Source organism: Methylobacterium isbiliense (assembly GCF_022179325.1).
Lineage (GTDB): Bacteria > Pseudomonadota > Alphaproteobacteria > Rhizobiales > Beijerinckiaceae > Methylobacterium > Methylobacterium isbiliense.
Genome location: NZ_BPQQ01000031.1, coordinates 50,687 through 73,075 on the forward strand (window position 1 = coordinate 50,687; position 22,389 = coordinate 73,075).

Sequence of the window (22,389 nt, forward strand, 5' to 3'; positions counted from 1 at the left end):
TCGCAGTCATTTTTGCGAATTACTCTATCATTTTTCCGCATGCGTTGACACTATCGCATTCCCAGCTTCAGTATGGCCACGTCCAGAGCTCAGTCGCCGCCACCGAATCAGCGGAATATACGCATCCCGCGCACTCCGTGGTGGCGATAATATTCGCTTCGGGGGAAAAGGTGTTTTGTTTCACGCTGGTTGCAACCCGTGCATGACGGGCCGCACGGTCGTGCAAATCAGGAAACAGAGACCTTCTCATCCAGAACCATACGCAGTCGACCCATGCTCGCAAATCCCACATATTACATGCCGCCGGACCGCCAAGCCGCCGTCGAACAGCTCCTGATGGAGATATGCGGCGCCATCGGGTCTTTCGTTGCCCAGATCGCGGAGCGCAACGAGGCAGGCTATGACCGAGCCTCCGGCGAAAGCGACGCGACGTGGGAGCCGGCCGGGATCACCATGAGGCCGGCGATCACCGATCTCGGTGCGGTCGTGTGCGGGCATCACCTCCGCGCCGGCCGTGCTCTAATCGATTGGTCGATGACCGATCTGGCCAAAGCCAGCGGGCTCTCGCTCTCGACGGTCCGCCGCCTCGAACAGGACGCCGAGAGTGTGCTCGCCTGCAACCGCAGGTTGGCCGCCGAGGCGCTGCAGGAGGCGGGTATCGGCTTCCTTCCCCTGAGCAACGGCGCTGTCGCGGTCGTGAAGCTTGCGGACGCGGTCCCGTGACGCGAGTATCAGGGCTACCCGACAGGCCTCCGCGCATGGGTTGTCGCCGGCCGGTTCGATCTCCGCATGCCGCCGCTGCCGAGCCGGATCAGGCGTTGTTCGCGAGGGAGGTGAGACCGACCTGAGGCGGGTGCCGCGGCGCGGACCCGCCCTTGCTGTCGCCGGTCCGGGCCTCCACCGCGCCCGTCTGCCCGCCGAAACGGCTTGCCTCCCGCGTCCGGGCGTGGTCGCCTGCGGGCGCAGGATGGGAGCGCGGACGGATGACGACGGGCGGGCGGGGAGTCGATCGGCGGGGAGTGCTGGCGGGAGGAGCGGCGTCGCTCGCGGGAGCCGCCCTCGGCGGGCCGGCCTGGGCCGCCAAGGCCCGGCCGGTGGCGGTGGCGCTGGTGGCCTCGGTGCCGATCGAGCAGCAGTGGATCAGCCGCATCCACCGCGCCCTCAAGGCCGCCGAGGGCCGGGGCGACATCACCTACGTGTATTCCGAGAACGTCGCCAACACCGACGCCGAGCGGGTGATCCGCGAATATGCCGAGGCGAAGAAGGACCTGATCGTCGGCGAGGCCTTCGGGCTGGAGCGCCCGGCCCGCCGCATCGCGCAGGACTACAAGTCCACCGGCTTCCTGATGGGCTCGTCCTTCCCGGCCCAGGCGCCCAACCTATCGGTCTTCGACAACTACATCCAGGACGCCTCCTACCTCACCGGCATCGTGGCCGGCAAGGCGACCAGGACGAACCTGATCGGGATGGTCGGCGGCTACGCGATTCCGGAGGTCAACCGGCTGATGCATGCCTTCATGGCGGGGGCACGCTCCGTCAATCCGGACGTCAAGTTCCTCGTCTCCTTCATCAATTCCTGGTACGACCCGCCCAAGGCCAAGGAGACGGCGCTCGCCATGATCGAGCGCCGGGCCGACGTGCTCTACGCCGAGCGCTTCGGCGTTTCGGACGCCGCCAAGGAGCGTGGCGTCAAGGCGATCGGCAACGTCATCGACACCGCCGCGCAGTACCCGGGCACGGTGATCGCCTCCGCGCTCTGGCACATGGAGCCCACCATCGACCGGACCGTGGGCAAGGTCATCGAAGGCAGCTTCACGGCCGAGGATTACGGGCCGTGGAGCCACATGGCGAAGGGCGGCTGCTCGCTCGCGCCCCTCGATCCCGCGCTGGTGCCCCAGGCCGTGATCGACCTCGTGCTGGCCAAGGAGCGGGAGATCCGCGCCGGCACCTTCACGGTGGCGGTGAACGATTCCGAGCCCAAATCCACCGCCTGATCCCGCGTGCCCCCCGAGCCCCGGCCCGTCCTCCTCGCCTTGCGGGGCATCACCAAGCGCTTCGGCGCGCTCGTCGCCAACGACGCCATCGACCTCGACCTGCGCTCCGGCGAGATCCTGGCGCTCCTGGGCGAGAACGGCGCGGGCAAGACCACGCTGATGAACATCCTGTTCGGCCACTACACGGCCGATGCGGGCGAGGTGCGCGTGGCGGACGGGGCGGGGCGCCTCGTCGCGCTGCCGCCGGGCCGGCCGCGGGCGGCGCTGCGGGCCGGCATCGGCATGGTGCACCAGCATTTCACGCTCGCGGACGCGCTCACGGGCCTCGACAACGTGATGCTCGGCACCGAGCCGCTGTGGCGGCTGCGCCGCCGCACCGGGCCGGCGCGCCGCCGGCTCGACGACCTGATGCACCGCTCCGGCCTCGCGGTCGATCTCGACCTACCGGTCGGACGGCTGACGGTGGGTGAGCGCCAGCGCATCGAGATCCTCAAGGCCCTCTACCGCGACGTGCGGGTGCTGATCCTCGACGAGCCAACCGCGGTGCTGACCCCCGCCGAGAGCGAGGGGCTGTTCGCGACCCTGCGGACGCTCGCCGACCGAGGCCTCGCGGTGGCCTTCATCTCGCACAAGCTCGGCGAGGTGATGGCCGCCAGCGACCGCATCGCCGTGCTGCGGGCGGGGCGCAAGGTGGCCGAGCGCGAGACCGCGGGCGCCGACCGCGGGATGCTCGCCGCCCTGATGGTCGGGCGCGCGGTCCCGCCCTCGCGCCGCTCGGCCCGGCCGCCGGGTCGCGAGGTGCTGGCGCTCGATGCCGTGTCGGTGGCCGGCCACCACGCCCGCGACCGCCTGGAGGAGGCGAGCCTCAGCGTCCGCGAGGGCGAGATCGTCGGCATCGCCGGGGTCGCCGGCAACGGGCAGGCGGCGCTGGCCCGCCTGCTCTTCGGCCTCGTGCGGCCGGCGGCCGGCCGCGTGCGGCTGCGCGGCGAGGCGGTCCGGCGGTTCGATCCGGGCCTCTTCGTGCGGCTCGGCATCGGCCGCATCCCGGAGGACCGCCATCACGAGGGCGTGGTCGCCGCGATGTCGGTGGCCGAGACGCTGGCGGCGGAGGAGATCCGCACCCGTTTCCAGCGCGGCGGCTTCCTGCGCCTCGCGGCCATCCGCGCGCGGGCGCTCGCGGCGATCCGCGACCACGACATCCGCTGCCCGGGTCCCGAGACCCCGGTCCGGCTCCTCTCGGGCGGCAACATGCAGAAGGTCGTTCTCGCCCGCACCCTCGACCGGGCGCCCGCGCTGATCGTGGCGGCCCAGCCGACGCGCGGCCTCGACATCGGCGCCGTGGCGGAGGTGCACCGCCGGCTCCTCGACGCCCGCGCCCGCGGGGCCGCCGTGCTGCTGATCTCGGAGGACCTCGACGAACTCTTCGCGCTCAGCGACCGCATCGCCGTGATGGCCCGCTCGCGCCTCTCGGCGGCCCTGCCCGCCGAGACGCTGGATGCCACGCGGCTCGGGCTGATGATGGCGGGGCAGGGGGAGGCTGCACCGCAGGAACCCGTGCCGGAGCCGGGCTAGCGCGGGCCCCGTCGCACGCGGGAGAGGGGAGTCCGCGCCTGCGTCAGGCCGCCAGCTCCTCGGCGAGGAAGTCCCGCACCGCCCCCGGCTCGATCCCCGGCGCGATGAAGCTCTGGCCGATGCCGCGGGCCAGGATGAAGGTGAGCGCGCCGTCGCGCACCTTCTTGTCCTGACGCATGGCGTCGAGGAGCTGGTCGGCGTCGCCGCAGCCGCCCGGGACCTGCCGCAGGCGGGTGGGCAGCCCCGCCAGCGCGAGGTGGTTGGCGACGCGGCCGGCATCCTGGCCGGGGCAGAGGCCGAGGCGGGCCGAGAAGCGGAAGGCGAGCGCCAGCCCGATCGCCACCGCCTCGCCGTGGACGAGCCGGGCGGAGTCGTAGGCCGTCAGGCGCTCCAGCGCGTGCGCGAAGGTGTGGCCGAGGTTGAGCAGCGCCCGCTCGCCATCCTCGCGCTCGTCGCGCACCACTACGCCGGCCTTGGCGCGGCAGCAGGCCGCCACGGCCCGCTCGCGGGCCTGTCCGCCGGAAAAAATCTCGGAAAAGTTCGCCTCGCACCACGCGAAGAAGCCGGGATCGTCGATCAGCCCGTACTTCGCCACCTCGGCGTAGCCCGCCCGCATCTCGCGGGCCGAGAGGGAATCGAGCGCGGCGGTGTCAGCAAGGACTAGGTTCGGCTGGTGGAAGGCGCCGATCAGGTTCTTGCCCAGGCCCGAGTTGATGCCGGTCTTGCCGCCCACCGAGGAATCGACCTGCGCCAGCAGCGTGGTCGGGGCCTGGACGAAGCGCACCCCGCGGCGCAGCACGGCGGCCGCGAAGCCCGCGAGGTCGCCCACCACGCCGCCGCCCAGCGCCAGCACGAGGTCGCGCCGCTCGATCCGGTGGGCGAGCAGCCCGTCGCAGACCTGCGCGAAGGTGGCGTAGCTCTTCGAGCCCTCGCCCGGCTCCACCGTCACGAGGGCGGCGCGCAGGCCGGCCTCCCGCAGGCTCGCCAGCACCGCCTCGCCGTAGAGCCCCGCCACGGTGGTGTCGCTCACCACGGCGACGGCGCGTGCGCCCAGCGGCGCGAGGCGCGCGCCGACCTCCGCCAGCAGGCCGCGCCCGACCAGGATGTCATAGGCCCGGCCCTGGTCGAGGGGGACGTGGACGGTCTCCAGGCTCATTGGGCCGCCACCCCGCGGCTCGACGGATCGCCCGACAGGTAGGCGTCGATCGCTTCGAGCACGTCCTGCACCACGCGGTCGTGGGAGACGTCGCGGGAGACCGCCACCACGTCGGCGCCGCCGTAGACCGGGTGGCGGATATCCATCAGCCGTCGCATCGTGCCCTCGGGGTCCTCGTTCTGGAGCAGCGGGCGGCCGGGGCGGCGGCGCACGCGGCGCATCAGCAGGTCGAGATCGGCCTTCAGCCACACCGATACCCCGGAGGCGGCGATGCGCTCGCGCGTCTCGGGCCGCATGAAGGCGCCGCCGCCGGTGGCCAGCACCATCGGCCCCTCGCGCAGCAGCCGGGTGATCACCCGCTCCTCGCCATCGCGAAAGCTCGCCTCGCCGTAGATCGCGAAGATGTCCGGGATGGTCAGGCCCGCCGCCGCCTCGATCTCGTGGTCGGCGTCCTTGAAGATCATGCCGAGGCGGCCGGCGAGCCGCTTGCCCACCGTGCTCTTGCCCGCGCCCATCAGCCCGACGAGGACGATCGAGCGCTGGCCGACGCCGCGCCGCACGCGGGCCTCGATCGGTTCGTCCGGGGGCGAAGGCTCAATCATGATGCGTTCTTAGCCTGATTTCGAGGCGGCGGGAACGATCCCGGCCGCGGGTCCACCGCGCAACAGGCGCCGGCATTCGGGCGGGAGCGGCACCGGGCGCCCTTGCCACCGGCCCGGCCGCATGGTCGAACCGTGCCGCACCGCAACCGACCGCGCGCATTCCGGTCACCCAGAGCCCCGAGAGGCCCGTCCGACGTGCCCACCCTGTTTCGCTTCCTGGCCGTCGTCGCGCTGCTGGCCGGGCTCGCCTATGCGGCGATGTTCGCGATGGCCACCTTCGTCGAGCCGACGCCGCGGGAGATCACCGTGACGATCCCCAACTCGAAGCTCCAGCCCGGGAACCGATGAGCCGCGGGCGCATCCAGGCCGGCGGCGCGGCCCGTGCCGGACTGATGCAATCCTATCTCGACATGCTGGCGGCCGAGCGCGGCGCCTCGGCCAACACGCTGGCGGCCTACCGGCGCGACCTCGACGACTACCTCGCGCACCTCGCCGCCGCGGGGCTCGATCCCGCATCGGTGGCACCGCCGGCGGTGCGCGCCTATCTGGCCGATCTGAGCGAGCGGGGCCTCAAGGCCTCCTCGGCGGCGCGGCGCCTCTCGTGCGTCCGCGGCTTCCACCGCTTCCTCTACGCGGAAGGGCTGGCGGAGAGCGATCCCACCGCGCCCGTCGCCGGCCCCAAGCGCGGGCGCCCGCTGCCGAAGGTGCTCTCGGTCGACGAGGTCGACCGGCTCCTCGCCGTGACCAAGCAGGCGGGCGCCGCAGCGGGTCCCGGCGAGGCCGCCCGGGCCGCGCGCCTGCACTGCCTGCTCGAACTCCTCTACGCCACGGGCCTGCGCGTCTCGGAACTCGTGGCGCTGCCGCGCAGCGCCGCGCGCACCCGCGAGCGGTGTCTGGTGGTGCGCGGCAAGGGCGGGCGCGAGCGCCTGGTACCGCTCACCGATCTCGCCCGCGCCGCGATGACGGCCCATGAGGCGAACCTGCCGGCGGGCGGACCCTGGCTGTTTCCCGCCGACAGCGAGAGCGGGCACCTGACGCGGCAGGCCTTCGCGCGCGACCTGAAGCTGGCCGCCGCGGCGGCCGGCATCCGGGCCGACCGGGTGAGCCCGCACGTGCTGCGCCACGCCTTCGCCAGCCACCTGCTGCAGAACGGCGCCGACCTGCGGGTGGTGCAGGAACTGCTCGGCCACGCCGACATCTCGACGACGCAGATCTACACCCACGTGCTGGACGAGCGCCTGAAGAGCATGGTGCGCGACCTCCACCCGCTGACGGACGCCTGACCGCATGAGCAGCGCGAGACGACACGCCGCATCGAGTCAGGCTCTCCCGGCCGCCGATCCGGCTGCAGGGCCTGAGGCGAGGCGCGACAATGCCGGGGTCCGGCGCGGCGCCGCGGCGTGAGGGGAGGGCGAGGGGATGGCGCACTGGCTCTTCAAGTCCGAGCCGTCGACGTGGTCGTGGGAGCAGCAGGTCGCGGCGGGCGAGGCCGGCACGTTCTGGAACGGCGTGCGCAACCACCTCGCCAAGCAGCACCTCCAGGCGATGCGCCTGCACGACCAGGGCTTCTTCTACCATTCCAACGAGGGCAAGGCGGTGGTCGGCATCGTCGAGGTGATCCGCACCTATTATCCCGACCATACGGATCCGAGCGGCCGCTTCGGCATGGTCGACGTGAAGGCGGTGGCGGCCCTGCCGCGCCCGGTCACCCTGGAGGCGATCAAGGCCGAGCCCCGGCTCAAGGACATGATCCTCGTCAACAATTCGCGCCTGTCGGTGCAGCCGGTGACGGACGACGAATGGGCGATCGTGCGGGCGATGGGGGGCCTGTGAGCCGGTCGCGCCCGGCAAGCGGATGGGCCGATCGGGCGGTCTTCGCGCTGGCGGCCGCACTGACCGCGCTGCCCTGTGCGGCAGCCGAGAAGGGTGCGGCGGCCAAATCCGGCCCGCCGGTCGTGACCTGCGGGTCGCTCGCCAATCTGCGTATGCTCCTGCGCGACACCAAGGGCGAGGCCGCCGCCATCGCCCGCCTGTTCGCCGACCCGAAGGCCGACCATCTCGGCTGTGCCGCCACGCCGCGGGATCGCCTCGGCGGTGTGGCCGACCACGTGGTGGTGGGCGGCACCGGCTACGATTGCCTCACCGTGAAGGACAGCACGGTGTGCCGCTGGGCCGAGCCCGCCAAATGAGGCCCGGAGGAGACCCGAAGCGGGACGTCAGACCGTCCAGTAGGGATGGGCGTTGTAGTAGCGGTGGACGTGCTCCTCCCAGGCACGGTCGGAGGAGGGATCGCCGCCTTCGGCCGAGCGCTGCGGCGCGTTGCGGAGCTGCTCCTCGCTGATGTCGACCTCGTAGGCATCGAGCTCCGGGTTGAAGGTCAGCGCGCCCCACGGGATCGTGTGGTAGCCCTCTCCCATCCCGAGGAAGCCACCGAAGCTCATCACCGCGTAGGCGACCCGGCCGCTGCGCTTCTCGATCATCAGGCGCTCGATGCGCCCCAGGCTGTCGCCGTTCCGGCGGCGCACCGCCGTGCCTTCGACCCGATCGCTGGCGATCAGCGCGCTGGTCTCGTTGGTGCTCGTGCTGCCCATGTCGGAGCGGTCGCCCACGGTCGGCGCTTCGGTGGTCATCGCGGCCTCCAGACTCGAAACTGATGCGCGAGCAACGCGGTCCGCACGGCCCTGTTCCGGCCGGCGGTTTCGCGCGGCCCCGCGCCGGTCTAGCCTCCGCCCATGTCGATTCGTCTCCTCGCCCTGATCCTCGCCGCCCTGGCCCTCTCCGCGCCGCCCGCGCTCTCCCAGGATCGCGGCAGCGTCAACCCGAAGCCGCTGCCGCCGCTCGCCAACCCGGACGATCCTGCAACGCCCGCCAAGGCGCTGTTCGGCCGCGCCACCACGGCGGCCCAGATGGCCCCGCAGGCGATCGGCAGCTATTCGCGCGGCTGCGTCGCCGGGGCCGAGGCCCTCGCCACCGATGGCCCGACCTGGCAGGTGATGCGCCTGTCGCGCAACCGCATGTGGGGCCACCCGCGCCTCATCGCCTTCGTGGAGAAAATGGCCGCCAAGGCGCCGGTGCAGGCGGGCTGGCCGGGCCTGCTCGTCGGCGACCTCTCGCAGCCCCGCGGCGGCCCGATGCTGACCGGGCACGCCTCGCACCAGCTCGGCCTCGACGCCGACATCTGGCTCACCCCGATGCCGGACCGGCGCCTCTCGCGGGCGGAGCGCGAGGAGATGTCGGCCACCAACGTGGTGCGCGCCGACCGCCGCGACATCGACCCCGCGGTCTGGCGCCCCGAACACGGCCGGCTGATCCAGATGGTGGCGCAGCAGCCCGAGGTGGCGCGGATCTTCGTCAACCCGGCGATCAAGCTCGCCCTCTGCCGCGAGGCGGGAGGCAACCGGGGCTGGCTCAGCAAGGTGCGGCCGATGTACGGCCACAACTACCACTTCCATATCCGGCTCGACTGCCCGTCGGGCGAGCGCGCCTGCAAGGACCAGGACCCGCCGCCGAGCGGCGACGGCTGCAGCGGCGAACTCGACTACTGGTTCAGCGACGCGGTGCTCAACCCGCCGCCGCGGCCCCCGGGCAAGCCGCGCCCGCCGATCACCCTGGCGGGCCTGCCGGAGGCCTGCCGGGCGGTGCTGAAGGCCAAGTAGAAGGCCCAGGAAGAGGACCTACTCGGCGGCGCTGCGCACGCCCGTGCCGATCGGGCAGGCCACGCCCGTGCCGCCGAGCCCGCAATAGCCGCCCGGATTCTTGGCGAGGTATTGCTGGTGGTAATCCTCGGCGAAGTAGAACGGGCCGGCGTCGCGGATCTCGGTGGTGATCGGCCCGTAGCCCTGCGCGGCGAGCGCCGCCGCGTAGGCGTCGCGCGAGGCCTCGGCCTCGGCCCGCCGCTGCGGATCGGTCAGGTAGACGCCCGAGCGGTACTGCGTGCCGACGTCGTTGCCCTGGCGCATGCCCTGAGTCGGGTCGTGGCTCTCCCAGAAGGTTTGGAGCAGGCGCCCGAACGGCATCACGGCGGGGTCGTAGGCCACCAGCACCACCTCGTTGTGGCCGGTGAGGCCCGAGCAGACCTCCTCGTAAGTCGGGTTCGGCGTCGTCCCGGCGGCGTAGCCCACCGCCGTCACCCAGATCCCGTCGCCGAGCTGCCAGAACTTGCGCTCCGCGCCCCAGAAGCAGCCGAGCCCGAAGATCACGGTCTCGGTCCCCTCGGGATAGGGGCCCTTCAGCGGCCGCCCGTTGACGAAGTGACGCTCGGCGGTGGGGAGCGGCGTCGGCCGGCCGGGCAGGATCCGGTCCGGGCTCGGCATCTCGGCGCGCTTGCGGAAAAGAAGCATCGGCTCGCTCCGTCTCGGGCGGCCACGCGGCCGCCTCGTACCATCCACGCCGGGATATGGGGATGCGCGCCGTCCGGCTCCAGGGCGACGCCCCAGCGTCAGGCCGGGATCCTGCGTCTGGCGGAGGCCCGCCTCAGGGGCGGATCAGGGTGCCGATCCCGGCCCGCGGCGGTTGGCCGATCCACAGCAGCACAAGGCCCAGCACCAGGGCGATCGGGGCGGCCGGAAACACCGTGAGCGGTGCGCCCAGAAGCTTCCACAGGGCCGGCTGGCTGCCCTCCACCGCCGCCTGGAGGCTCGCGGCGCGGTCCTTGAGCAGCGCCGACGCCACCTCGCTCACCGAGGAGACCGCCACCGTGTTGTTGGCGATCGAGCGCGCGCCGTCATAGACGATCCCGACGAACCCGGCGGCGAGAAGTAGGAGCCCGAGAAAGCGGGCCAGGAAACGGATCATGCGGGGCTCCGGTCCGCGCGGCGGACGACCACCGTCGTCTGGCGAGAGTCCGCAGTAGACAGCCCTCCCGGCCGGCGCAAGCGTGGCCCTGCGCCGCCTTGATCCCCCGGCCAGCGGCGTGCCAGGGCCTGAGCTCACGGATGGGAGCAGGCATGGGCGGACAGCGGCGGCCGGACTTGGTGATCTTCGATTGCGACGGGGTGCTGATCGACAGCGAGCCGATCAGCCTCGCGCGTCTGACCGCCAATCTCGTGCGGATCGGCGTCCCGATCGACCTCGACACGGTGGCGCGCCGCTTCACCGGCACCAGCATGACCTCCATCATGGCCCATATCGCGGCCGATTACGGCGTCGCCGCCCCCGACGGCTTCGTGGACGCGGTCCGGGCGGACACGCTGCGGGCCTTCGAGGCGGAACTCACCGCCATCGCGGGGGCCGGCGACGTGCTGGAAGCCCTGCCGGACCGTCGCTGCGTGGCCTCCAGCAGCGACCCGGCGCGTCTTACCCACGCGCTCACCCTCACGGGCCTGCTGCCCCTCTTCCACGGGCACGTCTTCAGCGCCAGCATGGTGGCGCGCGGCAAGCCGCATCCCGACCTCTTCCTGTACGCGGCCGAGCGGATGGGCGCGGATCCCGCGCGCTGCCTCGTGATCGAGGACAGCGTGCCGGGCGTCACGGCGGCGCGCGCCGCGGGCATGCGGGTGTTCGGCTTCGCGGGCGGCGGCCATTGGCGGCACGATCCGGCGGCCCAGGACCTCGTCGCGGCCGGCGCCGCGCTCGTCTTCACCGATTTCCACCGCCTGCCGGGCTTGATTGCGGATCACGCAGAAGACGCGTGAGGCTCCGCAAACGAACAGTTCGCCATGCCGAAGAGGATGACGATCCCGTTCCGACCGACTTAACCAGCGCTGCTCAAGATCCCGGTACCGACAGGACGAGATGCTTGACGCGGACGCCTGCCATGCCGAACTGAGGGGTGTCACGAAGCGGCGCGGGGGGTGCGGCGCCGTCGCGGCCGAACCGGAGCGGGCGGGCAGGGTTGCCTCCGCAGGAGATCACCAGCGAAGCCGGGCGGTCCGGCGAACCGGAGTTGCGTCGTGAGACTTCCCCGCATCGTCGCCTTCTCGGGTAATCCTGGCCGGCCCTCCCGCACCCGGACGCTGGTCGAGGCCATCGCGGCGGATCTTGCGCGCCAGCGCCGCATCGACCTCAAGGTGTTCGACCTCGTCGATGCCGGGCCCGGCCTCGGCGTGAGCCAGCGCGAGGCGCTGCCGCTGCCGGCCGCCCGTCTGATCGAGGCGATGGAGAGCGCCGACGGCCTGATCGTCGCCTCGCCGGTCTACAAGGGCTCGTACTCGGGTCTGTTCAAGCACGTGATCGACTTCCTCGATCCCGCCGCGCTCGCCGGCAAGCCGGTGGCGATCGCCGCGACGGGCGGCGGGCCCCGTCACGCGCTGATGGTCGAGCACCAGTTACGGCCGCTCTTCGGCTTCTTCACCGCCCATGTCACGCCGACCGCCGTCTATGCCGGCGAGGGCGAGATCCGGGACGGGGTGGTGACGGACCCGCGCGTCGCCGCGCGCGTCGCGGCGGCGGCGACCGAACTCGCCCATCTCCTCGACACCGCCGAGGCCGCCCGCCGCGCCCGCGACGTTCCGCCCGCCGCCGCGGCCATCTGAGGGCTCAGCTGCCGGGGCGGGCCTTTGCGAGGCTGTCCTGGGCCTTGCGGTAGGCCCGGCCGTAGCCGGCATATTGCTGGACGATCCGGCGCATCATCTCGCGCTTGCCCTCGTCCAGCCGGGCCAGGGCCCGCGCCGGGCGCCCGCCCCAGAGCCAGCCGGTTTCGAGCCGCTGGCCGGGCTGCGTCACGGTGCCGGCCGCGACCAGCACATCCTCCTCCACCACCGTCCCCGGCGCGAGCCGGCTGCCGATGCCGACGAGGCTGCGCGGGCCGATGCGCCCGTCGGCCGTTCGCACGTTGTGGCCGAGCGTGGTGTCCCGCGCGATCTCCAGGCCCGCGCCCGCCGCATGGAGGGCGCAGTTGTCCTGCACGTTCGCGTTCGCGCCCACAGCGATCGGCCCGGCGCCGGCCGCGAGATCGCAGCCGAAGAAGACGCTCGCGCCGGCCTCGAGCCTGACCGCGCCGCGCAGGCGGGCCGTGCGGGCGACGAAGACCGAGGCGGGATCGTCCCGCGCGTCGCCGGGCGGCGGGGGCGGGGAAGCGGCCTCGCGCAGGCGCGACGCGCGCGCGGCGAGTTCGCTGGGCGCGAGCCGCCGCACCGGCACGGCGGGCGAGCCCGCGCAGACGAAGCCCGCCGGCAGGACCGAGCGCGGGAAGACGGTGCTGCCCGCCTCCACCAGCACCCCGTCCTCGATCACCGTGCCGTCGAGCACCACCACGTCGTCCTCGATCACGCAGTCATCGCCGACCGTGCAGGCGTGCACGCAGGCGTCGCGCCCGACCGTGACCCGGTCGCCGAGGATGCAGGGGTACATGTCCTGCGCGATGTGCAGCGTCGCGCGCGCGCCGAGCCAGAGCCGGTCCCCCGCGATCACGTCGTGGCCGTCGCCGCGGATCACCGCCTCGTCCCCGAGCCATGCCTCGGCCCCCAGCGTCGTGCGGCCGATCACGGTGCTGCCACGCCCGCACCAGAGGGGCGGCGTCGCGAAATCCGGCGCGGTGCCGGCGAAGGGGAGCAGCAGGTCGGGCGTCACGGGGCGGGTCTCCGGTTCGCGGCCGGTTCATGCACCCGACGCAGGGGCATCGCCAAGGAGGGGGCGTCAACGAGGCGGCATCAAGGGGGCCGCGTCAACGGGACGGCGTCAAGCCCGACTCTCGGTGCGAGCCCGGGGCCGTGGCGGCGGGGGCCTGCGGCATGGTAGGCAGGCCGCCATGAGCCTGCGCCTGAGCATCCAGCCCGAGCCCTTCGATGTCGCGGCCGAGATCGCGGCGCTCTCGGCCCGGGCGGGTCCGGGCATCGGCGCGGTGGTGACCTTCACCGGCCTGTGCCGCGACGAGGGCGGGCGCCTCGCCGCCCTCGAACTGGAGCATTACCCCGGCATGGCCGAGGGGGAGGTCGGGCGGGTGCTCGATGCGGCTGCCGCGCGCTGGCCGCTCGCCGCCGCGACGGTGATCCATCGCCACGGCCTGATCCGGCCGGGAGAGGGGATCGTCCTCGTGCTCACGGCCTCGGCGCACCGCACGGCCGCCTTCGAGGCCGCGACCTTCCTGATGGATTACCTCAAGACCCGCGCCCCGTTCTGGAAGCGCGAGCACCTCGCGGACGGCGCGGTCGGCGGCTGGGTCGAGGCGACGGACCACGACGCGGCGGCGGCGGATCGCTGGTGACGCCCGCGGGAGAAACTTCGCGCGGTCGCGGCAACGGGGGCAGCGGCATGCAGGGCACGGGAGCGCGGCCTCTCCTGGTCGCGGGAATCGGCACGGTCGCGTTCGTGGCGGCCCTGGCGCTGGCCTGGCACGCGGCCGACACGCTGCTGCTGATCTTCGCCGGCATCCTGTTCGGGGTCTTCCTCGATGGGCTCGCCCGCGCGTTGCGCCGGGTGGTGCCGCTCGGGCATGGCGCCTCGCTCGCCGCAATCAGCCTCGTGCTCGCCGGCCTAGTCCTTGGCGGGGTCGCGTTCGGGGGCGCCACGCTGGTGCGGGAGGCCGACACGGTCAGCCGGACCCTGCGCAACCAAGCCGTGAGCGTGCGCGACTGGCTGAAGGAGAAGGGGGTCGACACCCGCGCCTTCCGATTCGGCGACGAGGGGAAGGGCGGCGCGAGCGAATCCGGCGCGGGCGGCAACCTGCCGAGCCCCGGGGCGCTGCTGTCGGACGCCGGCAGCGTGCTCGGACAGGCGACCGCCATCGCCGTGCAGGTCTTCGGGGCGGTGGGCAACGTCTTCGTGATCCTGGCGCTCGGCCTGTTCGCGGCGGCGGATCCCCGCGCCTATCGCGACGGCCTGCTGCACTTCGTGCCGCCGCAACGCCGCGCGCGGGCGGGCGCCATCATGGACGAACTCGGCGAGACGCTGCGCCACTGGCTGTTCGGCCAGCTCGTCATCATGGCGGCGATCTTCGTCTGCGTCTGGCTCGGCCTGACCCTGCTCGGCCTCGACGGCGCCCTGGTGCTCGGGCTGCAGGCCGGGCTGTTCTGCTTCGTGCCGACCATCGGGGCGCTGGTCGCCGGCCTCGTCATCGTGCTGGCGGGCCTCGCCCAGGGCTGGACCGGCGCGCTCGGCGGCCTCGCGGTCTATCTCGTGGTGCAGGCGCTGGAGAGCTACGTGCTCACGCCCTTCATCCAGAAGCGCGCCCTCGACATTCCGCCCGCGACGATCTTCGCCGGGCAGATCCTGCTCGGGGTTCTGTTCGGGCTCTGGGGCTTGGCCCTCGCACTGCCGCTGATGGCGGTGGCGAAGGTCCTGCTCGACCGGCTCTACGTCGAGGACGGGCTCGGCGAGCGGATGCCCGCGCGCCGGTCCTGACGAGGGGCGTCCCGGCGGTGCCGGGATCCGCGTCCCCGATGGCGGTGCTGACGGGCCTGACCGGAAGCGACCTTGCGGCGCTGGAGCTTGCCCGCGACGGCTGAGCCCGCGGGTTCAGTCCGAGGCTCGCTCGGGGCCGGCGCGCAGGCTCTGCTCCATCAAGTCGAGATGCGCCGCGCGGTAGCGGTCGAGATCGAGCGGGCGCACGGCGCCGAACAGGCTGCACCACGTCGCGGCCATCATCACGGGCGAGAACAGCAGGTGGGGAAATTCTTCCGCGGCGCTCGCCCGGAACTCGCCACGCCCCACGCCGTAGCGCACCACCCGGCGCAGCATCTCGACCGAGGGGCCAATCACCGCGTCGTGCCAGCGCTCGGCGATGTCCGGGAAGCGCCCCGCCTCGGCCACCACCATCCGGATCAGGTCGCGCCCGCCGCGCTCGTGCACCATGTGGGCGTACACGAACTCGAAATGCCGTCGCAGGATCGCCATCGCGGAGCCCTGCGGGTTGGCGGAGAGCGCCGCCATGTGCTCGTTCACCGGCCGCACGCGCTCGCTGACGGCGGCGACGAACAGGTCCTCCTTGCTCGGGAAGTAGATGTAGATCGTCCCCTTGGTGATGCCGGCGCGCGCCGCCACGGCGTCGAGCCGGGTCGCCGCGAAGCCGTGCAGGGTGAACTCGTCGAACGCCGCCTCCAGGATCTCCCCGGGCCGTTCCTCTTTGCGCCGCTGCCGCGGCCTGGCCGTACCCTGGGCCATCGCTCTCCCTATTGACTGACTGGTCAGTAATTAGTACGTGAGCGGCGGCTCCGGCAAGGGATCCGCGCCCGGTGCATCGGAAGAGTAACGCCGATGCCGCGTCGGATCGGTCGCGTGCCGCCGGAATTTCGTTGCCCCGCCGCCCGGCCGGGCGTTGTCACAGGCTCTGAGCCGGCGCCACCGGCCCGGAGCCTGGAAGGAGCGGCCGCACCCGCCCCCTCGCGGCCGCTCCTTCACGCGTCCCCCGGTCGTCCCGCGACGCGCTCGTCCTTCGAGGTCAGGATGCTTCACCCTCTCCGGCACTTCGCTGCGCTCTCGGCTGCCGTCTGGGCCGCCCTGGCGGCGCACGTCCCGGCAGCGCCGGCCCTGGCCGAGACGCCGCCCGCCGCCCGGACTGGCGAGCCGGGCGCGGACCCTCATCTGGCGCGGGTCAAGACCGTGACGGCGACCCGCACGCCGGTGGCCGGCGAGGTGGTGCTGACCGGCGACGTCCAGGCCAAGTACCTCAGCAACATCGCCTTCCGGATCAACGGCAAGATCGCCGAGCGCCGCGTCGAGGTGGGCGACCATGTGGGTGCCGACGACGTGCTGGCCCGGCTCGAACCGCAGGAGCAGCAGGTCGCGCTCGACACCGCACAGGCGGCGCTCGCCTCCGCCGAGGCGCTGCTCGCCCAGGCCAAGGTCACTTTCGAGCGCCAGCAGGCGCTGATGCGCAACGGCTACACGACGCGCAGCACCTACGATCAGGCCGAGCAGCAGCTGCGCACCACGCAGGCCTCCGTCGATTCCGCCCGCGCGGCGCTCGGCTCCGCGCGCGAGCAATTCTCCTACACCGACCTCAAGCCCGGGGTGGCGGGCATCATCACGGCACGCAACGCGGAGGCCGGGCAGGTGGTGCAGTCCGGCCAGACCGTGTTCACCCTCGCGCAGGACGGGCCGCGCGATGCGGTCTTTCTCGTCTCCGAGAGCCTGCTGGCGCAGCCCCCCGGCAGCCCGGAGGTGGAGATCACCCTGCAGGCCGACCCGCGCGTGCGCACCACCGGGACGGTGCGGGAGATCTCGCCCTCAGTCGATCCGGCCTCGGGCGGGGTGCGGGTCAAGATCGGCCTCAGGAGCGTCCCGCCGGGCGTGAGCCTCGGCGCGGTGGTGATCGGGCGCGGGCGCTTCCGGCCCCAGGAGGCGGTGAGCCTGCCCTGGAGCGCGCTGTTTCGCTGGCGCGACGCCCCGGCCGTCTGGGTGCTCGACCCGCAGAGCCGCACCGTCACCCCGAAGCCGGTGGAGATCGCCCGCTACGCCGGCTCCGCCATCGTGCTCTCCTCCGGCGTCGAGGCCGGCGAACAGGTGGTCACGGCCGGGATCCAGCTGCTGCGGCCCGGCCAGAAGGTGGCGGTGGTGGGGGAGGGCACGCCGTGAGGCTCCGCACGCTCCTCCCGGTCTTCCTCGCCCTCGCGCTGTCGGCCTGCGAGGAGAAGGCCGCGCCGCCCCCGCCGGTGCGCCCCGTGCTCACCGTCACGGCGGTGTCCCGCACGACGGAGACCTTCGGCCCCTTCGCCGGCACCGTCGAGCCGCGCTACCAGACCCAGGCCGGCTTCCGGGTCGGCGGGCGCATCGTCGCGCGCGATGTCTTCGTGGGCGACCTCGTGGCGAAGGGCGCGCGGCTGGCCGCCCTCGATCCGACCGTGCAGGAATTCGCGCTGCTGCGGGCGCGGGCCGACGTGGCGGATGCGGAGGCCCAGTTCGCCAACGCCAGCGCCACCGAGGCGCGCCAGCGCACCCTGTTCGAGGGCGGCAACGTCACGCAGGCCCAGCTCGACGCCGCGGTCGCCAACCGCGACACCGCGGCGGCGCGCCTCGCGCAGGCGAAGGCCGCCCGCCAGCGGGCGGAGGACGAGCGGGGCTACACCACGCTCACGGCGGATTTCGACGGCGTGGTCACGGCCTGGAGCGCCGAGGTCGGGCAGGTGGTGCCGGCGGGCCAAGCCGTCGTCACCCTGGCGCGTCCGGATGTGCGCGAGGCGGTGGTCGACATCCCCGACACGCTGATGGGCGAGGTGCGGCGGGACGCCGAGTTCACCGTCCGCCTGCTTGCCGCCCCGTCGGTGGTCGCCCGCGGCCGGGTGCGCGAGATCGGTCCGCTCGCCGAGGCCGCGACGCGCACGCGGCGCATCCGCATGACGCTCGTCTCGCCGCCGGACGCCTTCCGGCTCGGCACCACCGTGACGGTGGCGCTGGAGCGGCCAACCGAGCCGCGCATCCGCCTGCCCGCGACCGCGCTGCTGGAGCGGGACGGCCGGACCGCCGTGTGGGTGGTGCGCCCGGACGGCAAGGCGGTGGCCCGGCGCGACGTGCGCGTCGCGGGCCGCGAGGCCGACGCGATCCTGGTCGCCGCGGGCCTGCAGGACGGCGAGGCCGTGGTGGTGGCGGGCGTCCACAGCCTCGCGGAGGGGCAGGCGGTGCGGCTGCCGGAGACGGGCCTGTGAGGCCGCGCCCCCGTCCGACGCCGCCGAGCCGCCATTCCAGCCCGACCACACCCCGCGCCAGGACGCGCCGATGACCCGCTTCAACCTCTCGGAATGGGCGCTCGCCCACCGGTCCTTCGTCTGGTTCCTGATGGCGGTCGTGATCGTCGCCGGGACGATGTCCTACGGCAAGCTCGGCCGCGAGGAGGATCCGGCCTTCGCGATCAAGACCATGGTGGTGCAGGCGAGCTGGCCCGGCGCCACCATCGGCGACACGCTCCAGCAGGTCACGGACCGGATCGAGAAGGAGGTCCAGCAGATCAACGCGGTGGACTACACCCGCAGCTACACGACCCCGGGCCAGACCACGGTGTTCGTGCAGCTGCGCGAGACGACGCCGCCCAAGACCATCCCGTGGCTGTTCTACCAGGTCCGCAAGCGCATCGGCGACATCCGGGGCAGCTTCCCGCAGGGGGTGCAGGGGCCGGTGTTCAACGACGAGTTCGGCGACGTCTTCGGCAACGTCTACGCCTTCACGGCGGACGGGCTCTCGCTGCGCCAGCTGCGCGACTACGTCGAGACCGCGCGCACCCGCATCCTCAAGGTCAAGAACATCGGCAAGACCCAGATCGTGGGTGCGCAGGACGAGGTCATCTACCTCGACTTCTCGACCCGCAAGCTCGCCGGGCTCGGGATCGATTCGCAGGCGGTGATCGGCACGCTGCAGGCGCAGAACGCGGTCGAGCCCTCCGGGGTGATCCAGGCCGGGCCGGAGCGCGTCTCGGTGCGGGTCGGCGGCCAGTTCGCCGACGAGACGAGCCTCGAGGCGATCAACCTGCGGATCAACGACCGCTTCTTCCGGCTCTCGGACGTGGCCGAGATCCACCGCGGCTACACAGACCCGCCCCAGGCCCTGTTCCGCTACAACGGCCAGCCGGCCATCGCGCTCGCCATCGCCATGCAGCCGAGCGGCAACATCCTGCAATTCGGCCAGGACCTGAAGGCCCGCATGCGCCAGGTCGAGGCGGAGCTGCCGGTGGGCGTGGGCATCCACCTCGTCTCCGACCAGCCCAAGATCGTCGAGGAGGCGGTGGGCGGCTTCACCAAGGCGCTGGTCGAGGCGGTGGTGATCGTGCTGGTGGTCTCGTTCCTCAGCCTCGGCCTGCGGGCGGGGCTCGTCGTCTCGCTGTCGATCCCGCTCGTGCTCGCCATCGTGTTCGTGATCATGGACGCGATGGGGGTGACGCTGCAGCGCATCTCGCTCGGCGCGCTGATCATCGCGCTCGGGCTCCTCGTCGACGACGCCATGATCACCGTCGAGATGATGGTGGCGCGGCTCGAAGCCGGTGACAGCCTGCACAAGGCGGCGACCTTCGCCTACACCTCGACGGCCTTCCCGATGCTCACCGGCACGCTCGTCACCGTGGCGGGCTTCCTGCCGATCGGCTTCAACGGGTCGGCGGCGGGCGAGTACACCTACTCGCTGTTCGTGGTGCTGGCGGCCTCGCTGCTCGTCTCGTGGGTGGTGGCGGTGCTGTTCGCGCCGCTGCTCGGCGTGAAGATTCTGCCCGCCGCCATGAAGGGCCACCACGAGAAGCCGAGCCGAATGCTGGCCGTCTTCCGGGCGATGCTGCTGCCGGCCATGCGCTGGCGCTGGCTCACGGTCGCGGCGACCTTCGGGCTGCTCGCGCTCTCTGTCGTCGGCATGGGCTTCGTGCAGCAGCAGTTCTTCCCCTCTTCCGACCGCAGCGAGGTGCTGGTCGACCTGACGCTGCCGCAGAACGCCAGCATCAGCGAGACCAAGGCGCAGATGGACCGGTTCGAGGCCGCCTTGCGCGACGACCCGGCGATCCGCCACTGGAGTTCCTACGTCGGTCAGGGGGCGATCCGCTTCTACCTGCCCCTCGACCAGCAGCTCGGCAACGCCTTCTACGGCCAGATCGTGATCGAGACCGTGTCGCTGGAGGCGCGCGACCGGACCATCGCGCGGCTGCAGGACCTCGCCCGGCGGGACTTCGTCGGCACCGACGTGTTCGTGCATCCCCTCGATCTCGGCCCGCCCGTGGGCCGGCCGGTCCAGTACCGGCTCGGCGGACCGGACCTGCAGGTGGTGCGCCAGCAGGCCCTGAAGCTCGCCAACGTGATCGGTGCCAACCCGAGCCTCGGCGTGCCGACCTTCGACTGGAACGAGCCCGGCAAGGTGCTCAAGGTCGAGATCCTGCAGGACAAGGCCCGCCAGCTCGGCGTGACCTCGAAGGACATCGCCACCCTGCTCAACGGCGTGGTCGGCGGCACCACGATCACGCAGGTGCGCGACTCGATCTACCTCGTGAACGTGGTCGCGCGCGCCGAGGCGGCGGAGCGGCGCTCCGTCGACACCCTGCAGAGCCTGCAGGTGCCGGTGGCGAGCGGCGCCACGGTGCCGCTCTTGGCCTTCGCGCGGATCGGCTACGACCTCGAACAGCCGATCGTCTGGCGGCGCGACCGCCAGCCCACCATCACGGTCCGGGCGGCGATCACCGACGCGACGCAGCCCGCCACCGTGGTCAAGGCGCTCCAGCCCGCGATCGACCGTTTCGTCGCCGAACTGCCCGACGGCTACGACCTCGCGGTGGGTGGGGCGGTGGAGGAGAGCGCCAAGGGCCAGGGGCCGATCGCCGCGGTGGTGCCGGTCATGCTCCTCGTCATGGCCTTCCTGCTGATGGTGCAGCTCCAGAGCGTGCAGAAGATGGTCCTGGTGGCGAGCGTGGCTCCCCTCGGGCTCATCGGCGTCGTCGCGGCGCTGCTGCCCTCGGGCGCGCCGCTCGGCTTCGTGGCGATCCTGGGCGTGCTCGCGCTGATCGGCATCATCATCCGCAACTCGGTGATCCTGGTGACGCAGATCGACGAGTACGAGCGCGAGGGCATGGCGCCCTGGGACGCGGTGGTGGAGGCCACCTGCCACCGCATGCGCCCGATCCTGCTCACGGCCGCCGCCGCCAGCCTCGGCATGGTGCCGATCGCCCGCGAGGTCTTTTGGGGACCGATGGCCTACGCGATGATCGGCGGCATCATCGCGGCGACCTTCCTGACCCTGTTCTTCCTGCCCGCGCTCTATGTCGGCTGGTACCGCATCAAGCCGCCGCGGCGGGGCGGCGCGGGACCCCGTGCGCCGCAGCCCGAGGCCCGGATCCGCGAGGCCGCCTCGACCGGGACTTGATCTACCTTGTAGCCATTCTAAATTAGCTCTTGGCGTGCACGAAGGTCCGTGCCATGTGGTGCCTTCGTGCCGGGCGATCGGCCGGGTGCCGCAGGGATACGGCGCCGCCTGCAGGTGGCGGACGCCGAGACGGGAGATCGGGAATGAAGAGCGACCCGAAGGTTGTTGAGTACCTCAATCGCGGCCTGCGCAGCGAGCTGACCGCAGTCAATCAGTACTGGCTGCATTTCCGCATGTTGAACGATTGGGGCTATGTCGACCTTGCGAAGTACTGGCGCAAGGAGTCAATCGAAGAGATGCAGCACGCCGACCGGTTCGTCGACCGCATTCTGTTCCTCGAAGGCTTTCCCAACCTTCAGGAGCTGGACCCGCTGCGGATCGGCCAGACCGTGCAGGAGATCATCGAGTGCGACCTCGCGGCCGAGAATGAGGCCCGAGCGCTCTACCTCGAAGCCGCGCAGTACTGCGACTCGATCAACGATCGGGTGTCGAAGCTGCTGTTCGAGGATCTGGCGGCGGATGAGGAAGGCCATATCGACTTCCTGGAAACGCAGCTCGAGCTGATCAAGCAGATCGGCCTGCCGCTCTACGCCCAGCGCCACATCGGCGGCCTCGACAAGATCGAGCCGGAGGGCGGCAGCCACTGAGGCGGATCGGGCGCGAAGACCCCGCGCCCGTGTCCGAGTAAGGCCCGGTGACCCCTTCTCCCGTGTGGGAGAAGGGTTTCGGCGCCCGACGGGCAGCACCCCGGGAGGTCCCGGCGGCCTCGCCCCGCCGCGACGCCTGCAGTTTGAGCGATTCCGAACGCGCGAATTCTAACGTTTGCCTTGGCGCCTTCGTGTGACGTGTCCGCCTAATCTGGTCTTGCGAGGGTGCGCTCGGGCAGCCTGCGGATCGGAAGGCTGGAATGAGCGAAGCAGCGATGCGGGGGCGGCGGTTCGGCTGGCGGCGGGGTCTGCGCGCCGCGGGCGCGGTGCTGCGCAGCCGGCACACCTACATCGCCGGCGGCATCCTCGCCGCCAGCGTCGTGCTGGCGCAGGTCGGACCGGCGGCATGGGTCGGGATGACCCGGTTCCTGGGCCGCCCGTACTGCCTGAGCTATTCCGACGTCTACATGTATCCGGGCGGTGCGTTCCAGCGCCGCGGCGAGGACTGGATCGAGGTGCCGACCTACCGCAACGTCGATGTGTCCTACTTCGACGAGATCGAGCGCACCACCGATTACATCTACATCGTCAACGCCCCCTCCCGCAGCAACACCAAGGTCAGCGCCATCACCATCCGGCTGCCCGTCTGCGGCGGCACCGCGCAGGTGACGGTCCCGAGCGCGGACGACTGGATCGACACGCACACGGTCTGGCGCTGACCG

General features: G+C 72.2%; 24 protein-coding genes. 17 read left to right on the forward strand and 7 right to left on the reverse strand.

Annotation, left to right across the window (positions count from 1 at the left end; translation table 11 throughout):
* Positions 1-273 precede the first annotated feature (273 nt).
* From MFF61_RS13195 to MFF61_RS13205, 3 genes are all read left to right on the forward strand, one after another.
* Positions 274-723 (forward strand): helix-turn-helix domain-containing protein, encoded by a 450-nt coding sequence (locus MFF61_RS13195; RefSeq protein ID WP_238235573.1) that lies wholly within the window; start codon positions 274-276, stop codon positions 721-723.
* Between the two features lie 260 nt (positions 724-983).
* Complete coding sequence (locus MFF61_RS13200) at positions 984-1,994, forward strand: BMP family protein (RefSeq protein ID WP_238235574.1); 1,011 nt, start codon at positions 984-986, stop codon at positions 1,992-1,994.
* Positions 1,995-2,000: 6 nt separating this feature from the next.
* A complete protein-coding gene (locus tag MFF61_RS13205) occupies positions 2,001-3,566 on the forward strand; it encodes an ABC transporter ATP-binding protein (RefSeq protein ID WP_238235575.1) in 1,566 nt (521 codons plus the stop codon).
* 43 nt (positions 3,567-3,609) lie between these two features.
* Here MFF61_RS13205 and aroB read toward each other — a convergent pair whose 3' ends face one another.
* Positions 3,610-4,722: a 3-dehydroquinate synthase gene (aroB, locus tag MFF61_RS13210; protein ID WP_238235576.1), complete on the reverse strand. Its 1,113-nt coding sequence runs from the start codon at positions 4,720-4,722 to the stop codon at positions 3,610-3,612.
* Positions 4,719-5,324: a shikimate kinase gene (locus tag MFF61_RS13215; RefSeq protein WP_238235577.1), complete on the reverse strand. Its 606-nt coding sequence runs from the start codon at positions 5,322-5,324 to the stop codon at positions 4,719-4,721. The genes aroB and MFF61_RS13215 overlap by 4 nt, the downstream gene beginning before the upstream one ends.
* Before the next feature lie 195 nt (positions 5,325-5,519).
* On the opposite strand from MFF61_RS13215, the gene MFF61_RS13220 reads away from it, so the two are divergent.
* The 4 genes from MFF61_RS13220 (at position 5,520) to MFF61_RS13235 (ending at position 7,513) form a co-directional block, all read left to right on the forward strand.
* Entirely contained in the window at positions 5,520-5,672 is a 153-nt protein-coding gene (locus MFF61_RS13220) for a histidine kinase (protein WP_238235578.1), read from the forward strand.
* A complete protein-coding gene (locus MFF61_RS13225) occupies positions 5,669-6,607 on the forward strand; it encodes a site-specific tyrosine recombinase XerD (protein WP_238235579.1) in 939 nt (312 codons plus the stop codon). The genes MFF61_RS13220 and MFF61_RS13225 overlap by 4 nt, the downstream gene beginning before the upstream one ends.
* A 136-nt stretch (positions 6,608-6,743) precedes the next feature.
* Positions 6,744-7,157 (forward strand): EVE domain-containing protein, encoded by a 414-nt coding sequence (locus tag MFF61_RS13230; RefSeq protein ID WP_238235580.1) that lies wholly within the window; start codon positions 6,744-6,746, stop codon positions 7,155-7,157.
* Positions 7,154-7,513 carry a hypothetical protein gene (locus tag MFF61_RS13235; protein WP_238235581.1) on the forward strand — a complete coding sequence of 120 codons (360 nt, stop codon included), beginning with the start codon at positions 7,154-7,156 and terminating at the stop codon, positions 7,511-7,513. Before MFF61_RS13230 ends, MFF61_RS13235 begins: the two co-directional genes overlap by 4 nt.
* 27 nt (positions 7,514-7,540) lie before the next feature.
* Here the strand turns inward: MFF61_RS13235 and MFF61_RS13240 are convergent, their stop codons facing one another.
* Positions 7,541-7,915 carry a PRC-barrel domain-containing protein gene (locus tag MFF61_RS13240; protein WP_238235803.1) on the reverse strand — a complete coding sequence of 125 codons (375 nt, stop codon included), beginning with the start codon at positions 7,913-7,915 and terminating at the stop codon, positions 7,541-7,543.
* Positions 7,916-8,056: 141 nt separating this feature from the next.
* Between MFF61_RS13240 and mepA the strand changes: the two genes are divergently transcribed.
* Positions 8,057-8,980, forward strand: a complete 924-nt coding sequence (gene mepA, locus MFF61_RS13245; RefSeq protein ID WP_373324688.1) for a penicillin-insensitive murein endopeptidase — start codon at positions 8,057-8,059, stop codon at positions 8,978-8,980.
* Positions 8,981-8,998: 18 nt separating this feature from the next.
* Here the strand turns inward: mepA and msrA are convergent, their stop codons facing one another.
* Both msrA and MFF61_RS13255 read right to left on the reverse strand, forming a co-directional pair.
* Positions 8,999-9,664: a peptide-methionine (S)-S-oxide reductase MsrA gene (gene msrA, locus MFF61_RS13250; protein ID WP_238235582.1), complete on the reverse strand. Its 666-nt coding sequence runs from the start codon at positions 9,662-9,664 to the stop codon at positions 8,999-9,001.
* Positions 9,665-9,797: 133 nt separating this feature from the next.
* The gene (locus tag MFF61_RS13255) at positions 9,798-10,118 is read right to left on the reverse strand and encodes a PetM family of cytochrome b6f complex subunit 7 (protein WP_238235583.1); all 321 of its coding nucleotides are present in this window, start codon (positions 10,116-10,118) and stop codon (positions 9,798-9,800) included.
* 152 nt (positions 10,119-10,270) lie between these two features.
* Here MFF61_RS13255 and MFF61_RS13260 point away from each other — a divergent pair, with 152 nt between their 5' ends.
* Positions 10,271-10,957, forward strand: a complete 687-nt coding sequence (locus MFF61_RS13260) for an HAD family hydrolase (RefSeq protein ID WP_238235584.1) — start codon at positions 10,271-10,273, stop codon at positions 10,955-10,957.
* A gap of 258 nt (positions 10,958-11,215) precedes the next feature.
* On the forward strand, positions 11,216-11,797 hold the full coding sequence (msuE, locus tag MFF61_RS13265; protein WP_238235585.1) for an FMN reductase: 582 nt from the start codon (positions 11,216-11,218) through the stop codon (positions 11,795-11,797).
* A 4-nt stretch (positions 11,798-11,801) separates the two neighbouring features.
* On the opposite strand, the gene MFF61_RS13270 is transcribed toward msuE, so the two are convergent.
* Positions 11,802-12,833, reverse strand: coding sequence for a gamma carbonic anhydrase family protein (locus tag MFF61_RS13270; protein WP_238235586.1), 1,032 nt, complete (start codon positions 12,831-12,833; stop codon positions 11,802-11,804).
* A 178-nt stretch (positions 12,834-13,011) separates the two neighbouring features.
* Here MFF61_RS13270 and MFF61_RS13275 point away from each other — a divergent pair, with 178 nt between their 5' ends.
* Positions 13,012-13,467, forward strand: coding sequence for a molybdenum cofactor biosynthesis protein MoaE (locus MFF61_RS13275; RefSeq protein ID WP_238235587.1), 456 nt, complete (start codon positions 13,012-13,014; stop codon positions 13,465-13,467).
* A gap of 47 nt (positions 13,468-13,514) precedes the next feature.
* Positions 13,515-14,603, forward strand: a complete 1,089-nt coding sequence (locus MFF61_RS13280; RefSeq protein WP_238235588.1) for an AI-2E family transporter — start codon at positions 13,515-13,517, stop codon at positions 14,601-14,603.
* Between the two features lie 114 nt (positions 14,604-14,717).
* On the opposite strand, the gene MFF61_RS13285 is transcribed toward MFF61_RS13280, so the two are convergent.
* A complete protein-coding gene (locus MFF61_RS13285) occupies positions 14,718-15,362 on the reverse strand; it encodes a TetR/AcrR family transcriptional regulator (protein WP_238235589.1) in 645 nt (214 codons plus the stop codon).
* Between the two features lie 282 nt (positions 15,363-15,644).
* On the opposite strand from MFF61_RS13285, the gene MFF61_RS13290 reads away from it, so the two are divergent.
* The 5 genes from MFF61_RS13290 to MFF61_RS13310 all read left to right on the forward strand — a co-directional run bounded on the left by MFF61_RS13290 (position 15,645) and on the right by MFF61_RS13310 (position 22,386).
* Positions 15,645-16,775, forward strand: coding sequence for an efflux RND transporter periplasmic adaptor subunit (locus tag MFF61_RS13290; RefSeq protein ID WP_238235590.1), 1,131 nt, complete (start codon positions 15,645-15,647; stop codon positions 16,773-16,775).
* Positions 16,772-17,842 (forward strand): efflux RND transporter periplasmic adaptor subunit, encoded by a 1,071-nt coding sequence (locus tag MFF61_RS13295; protein WP_238235591.1) that lies wholly within the window; start codon positions 16,772-16,774, stop codon positions 17,840-17,842. Before MFF61_RS13290 ends, MFF61_RS13295 begins: the two co-directional genes overlap by 4 nt.
* A gap of 70 nt (positions 17,843-17,912) precedes the next feature.
* Positions 17,913-21,020: an efflux RND transporter permease subunit gene (locus tag MFF61_RS13300; RefSeq protein ID WP_238235592.1), complete on the forward strand. Its 3,108-nt coding sequence runs from the start codon at positions 17,913-17,915 to the stop codon at positions 21,018-21,020.
* A gap of 143 nt (positions 21,021-21,163) precedes the next feature.
* Positions 21,164-21,667, forward strand: a complete 504-nt coding sequence (gene bfr / locus MFF61_RS13305) for a bacterioferritin (RefSeq protein WP_238235593.1) — start codon at positions 21,164-21,166, stop codon at positions 21,665-21,667.
* A 260-nt stretch (positions 21,668-21,927) separates the two neighbouring features.
* On the forward strand, positions 21,928-22,386 hold the full coding sequence (locus MFF61_RS13310) for a hypothetical protein (RefSeq protein ID WP_238235594.1): 459 nt from the start codon (positions 21,928-21,930) through the stop codon (positions 22,384-22,386).
* The last annotated feature ends 3 nt before the right edge of the window (positions 22,387-22,389 follow it).

Excerpts from the sequence above, each read along its gene's own strand:
- msrA (WP_238235582.1), bottom strand. The coding sequence starts at position 9,664 with ATGCTTCTTTTCCGCAAGCGCGCCGAGATGCCGAGCCCGGACCGGATC.
- MFF61_RS13240 (WP_238235803.1), bottom strand. The coding sequence starts at position 7,915 with ATGGGCAGCACGAGCACCAACGAGACCAGCGCGCTGATCGCCAGCGAT.
- MFF61_RS13260 (WP_238235584.1), top strand. The coding sequence starts at position 10,271 with ATGGGCGGACAGCGGCGGCCGGACTTGGTGATCTTCGATTGCGACGGG.
- MFF61_RS13225 (WP_238235579.1), top strand. The coding sequence starts at position 5,669 with ATGAGCCGCGGGCGCATCCAGGCCGGCGGCGCGGCCCGTGCCGGACTG.
- MFF61_RS13300 (WP_238235592.1), top strand. The coding sequence starts at position 17,913 with ATGACCCGCTTCAACCTCTCGGAATGGGCGCTCGCCCACCGGTCCTTC.
- MFF61_RS13275 (WP_238235587.1), top strand. The coding sequence starts at position 13,012 with ATGAGCCTGCGCCTGAGCATCCAGCCCGAGCCCTTCGATGTCGCGGCC.
- MFF61_RS13230 (WP_238235580.1), top strand. The coding sequence starts at position 6,744 with ATGGCGCACTGGCTCTTCAAGTCCGAGCCGTCGACGTGGTCGTGGGAG.
- bfr (WP_238235593.1), top strand. The coding sequence starts at position 21,164 with ATGAAGAGCGACCCGAAGGTTGTTGAGTACCTCAATCGCGGCCTGCGC.
- MFF61_RS13255 (WP_238235583.1), bottom strand. The coding sequence starts at position 10,118 with ATGATCCGTTTCCTGGCCCGCTTTCTCGGGCTCCTACTTCTCGCCGCC.
- aroB (WP_238235576.1), bottom strand. The coding sequence starts at position 4,722 with ATGAGCCTGGAGACCGTCCACGTCCCCCTCGACCAGGGCCGGGCCTAT.
- MFF61_RS13195 (WP_238235573.1), top strand. The coding sequence starts at position 274 with ATGCTCGCAAATCCCACATATTACATGCCGCCGGACCGCCAAGCCGCC.
- MFF61_RS13200 (WP_238235574.1), top strand. The coding sequence starts at position 984 with ATGACGACGGGCGGGCGGGGAGTCGATCGGCGGGGAGTGCTGGCGGGA.
- MFF61_RS13285 (WP_238235589.1), bottom strand. The coding sequence starts at position 15,362 with ATGGCCCAGGGTACGGCCAGGCCGCGGCAGCGGCGCAAAGAGGAACGG.
- MFF61_RS13290 (WP_238235590.1), top strand. The coding sequence starts at position 15,645 with ATGCTTCACCCTCTCCGGCACTTCGCTGCGCTCTCGGCTGCCGTCTGG.
- MFF61_RS13215 (WP_238235577.1), bottom strand. The coding sequence starts at position 5,324 with ATGATTGAGCCTTCGCCCCCGGACGAACCGATCGAGGCCCGCGTGCGG.
- MFF61_RS13280 (WP_238235588.1), top strand. The coding sequence starts at position 13,515 with ATGCAGGGCACGGGAGCGCGGCCTCTCCTGGTCGCGGGAATCGGCACG.
- mepA (WP_373324688.1), top strand. The coding sequence starts at position 8,057 with ATGTCGATTCGTCTCCTCGCCCTGATCCTCGCCGCCCTGGCCCTCTCC.
- MFF61_RS13310 (WP_238235594.1), top strand. The coding sequence starts at position 21,928 with ATGAGCGAAGCAGCGATGCGGGGGCGGCGGTTCGGCTGGCGGCGGGGT.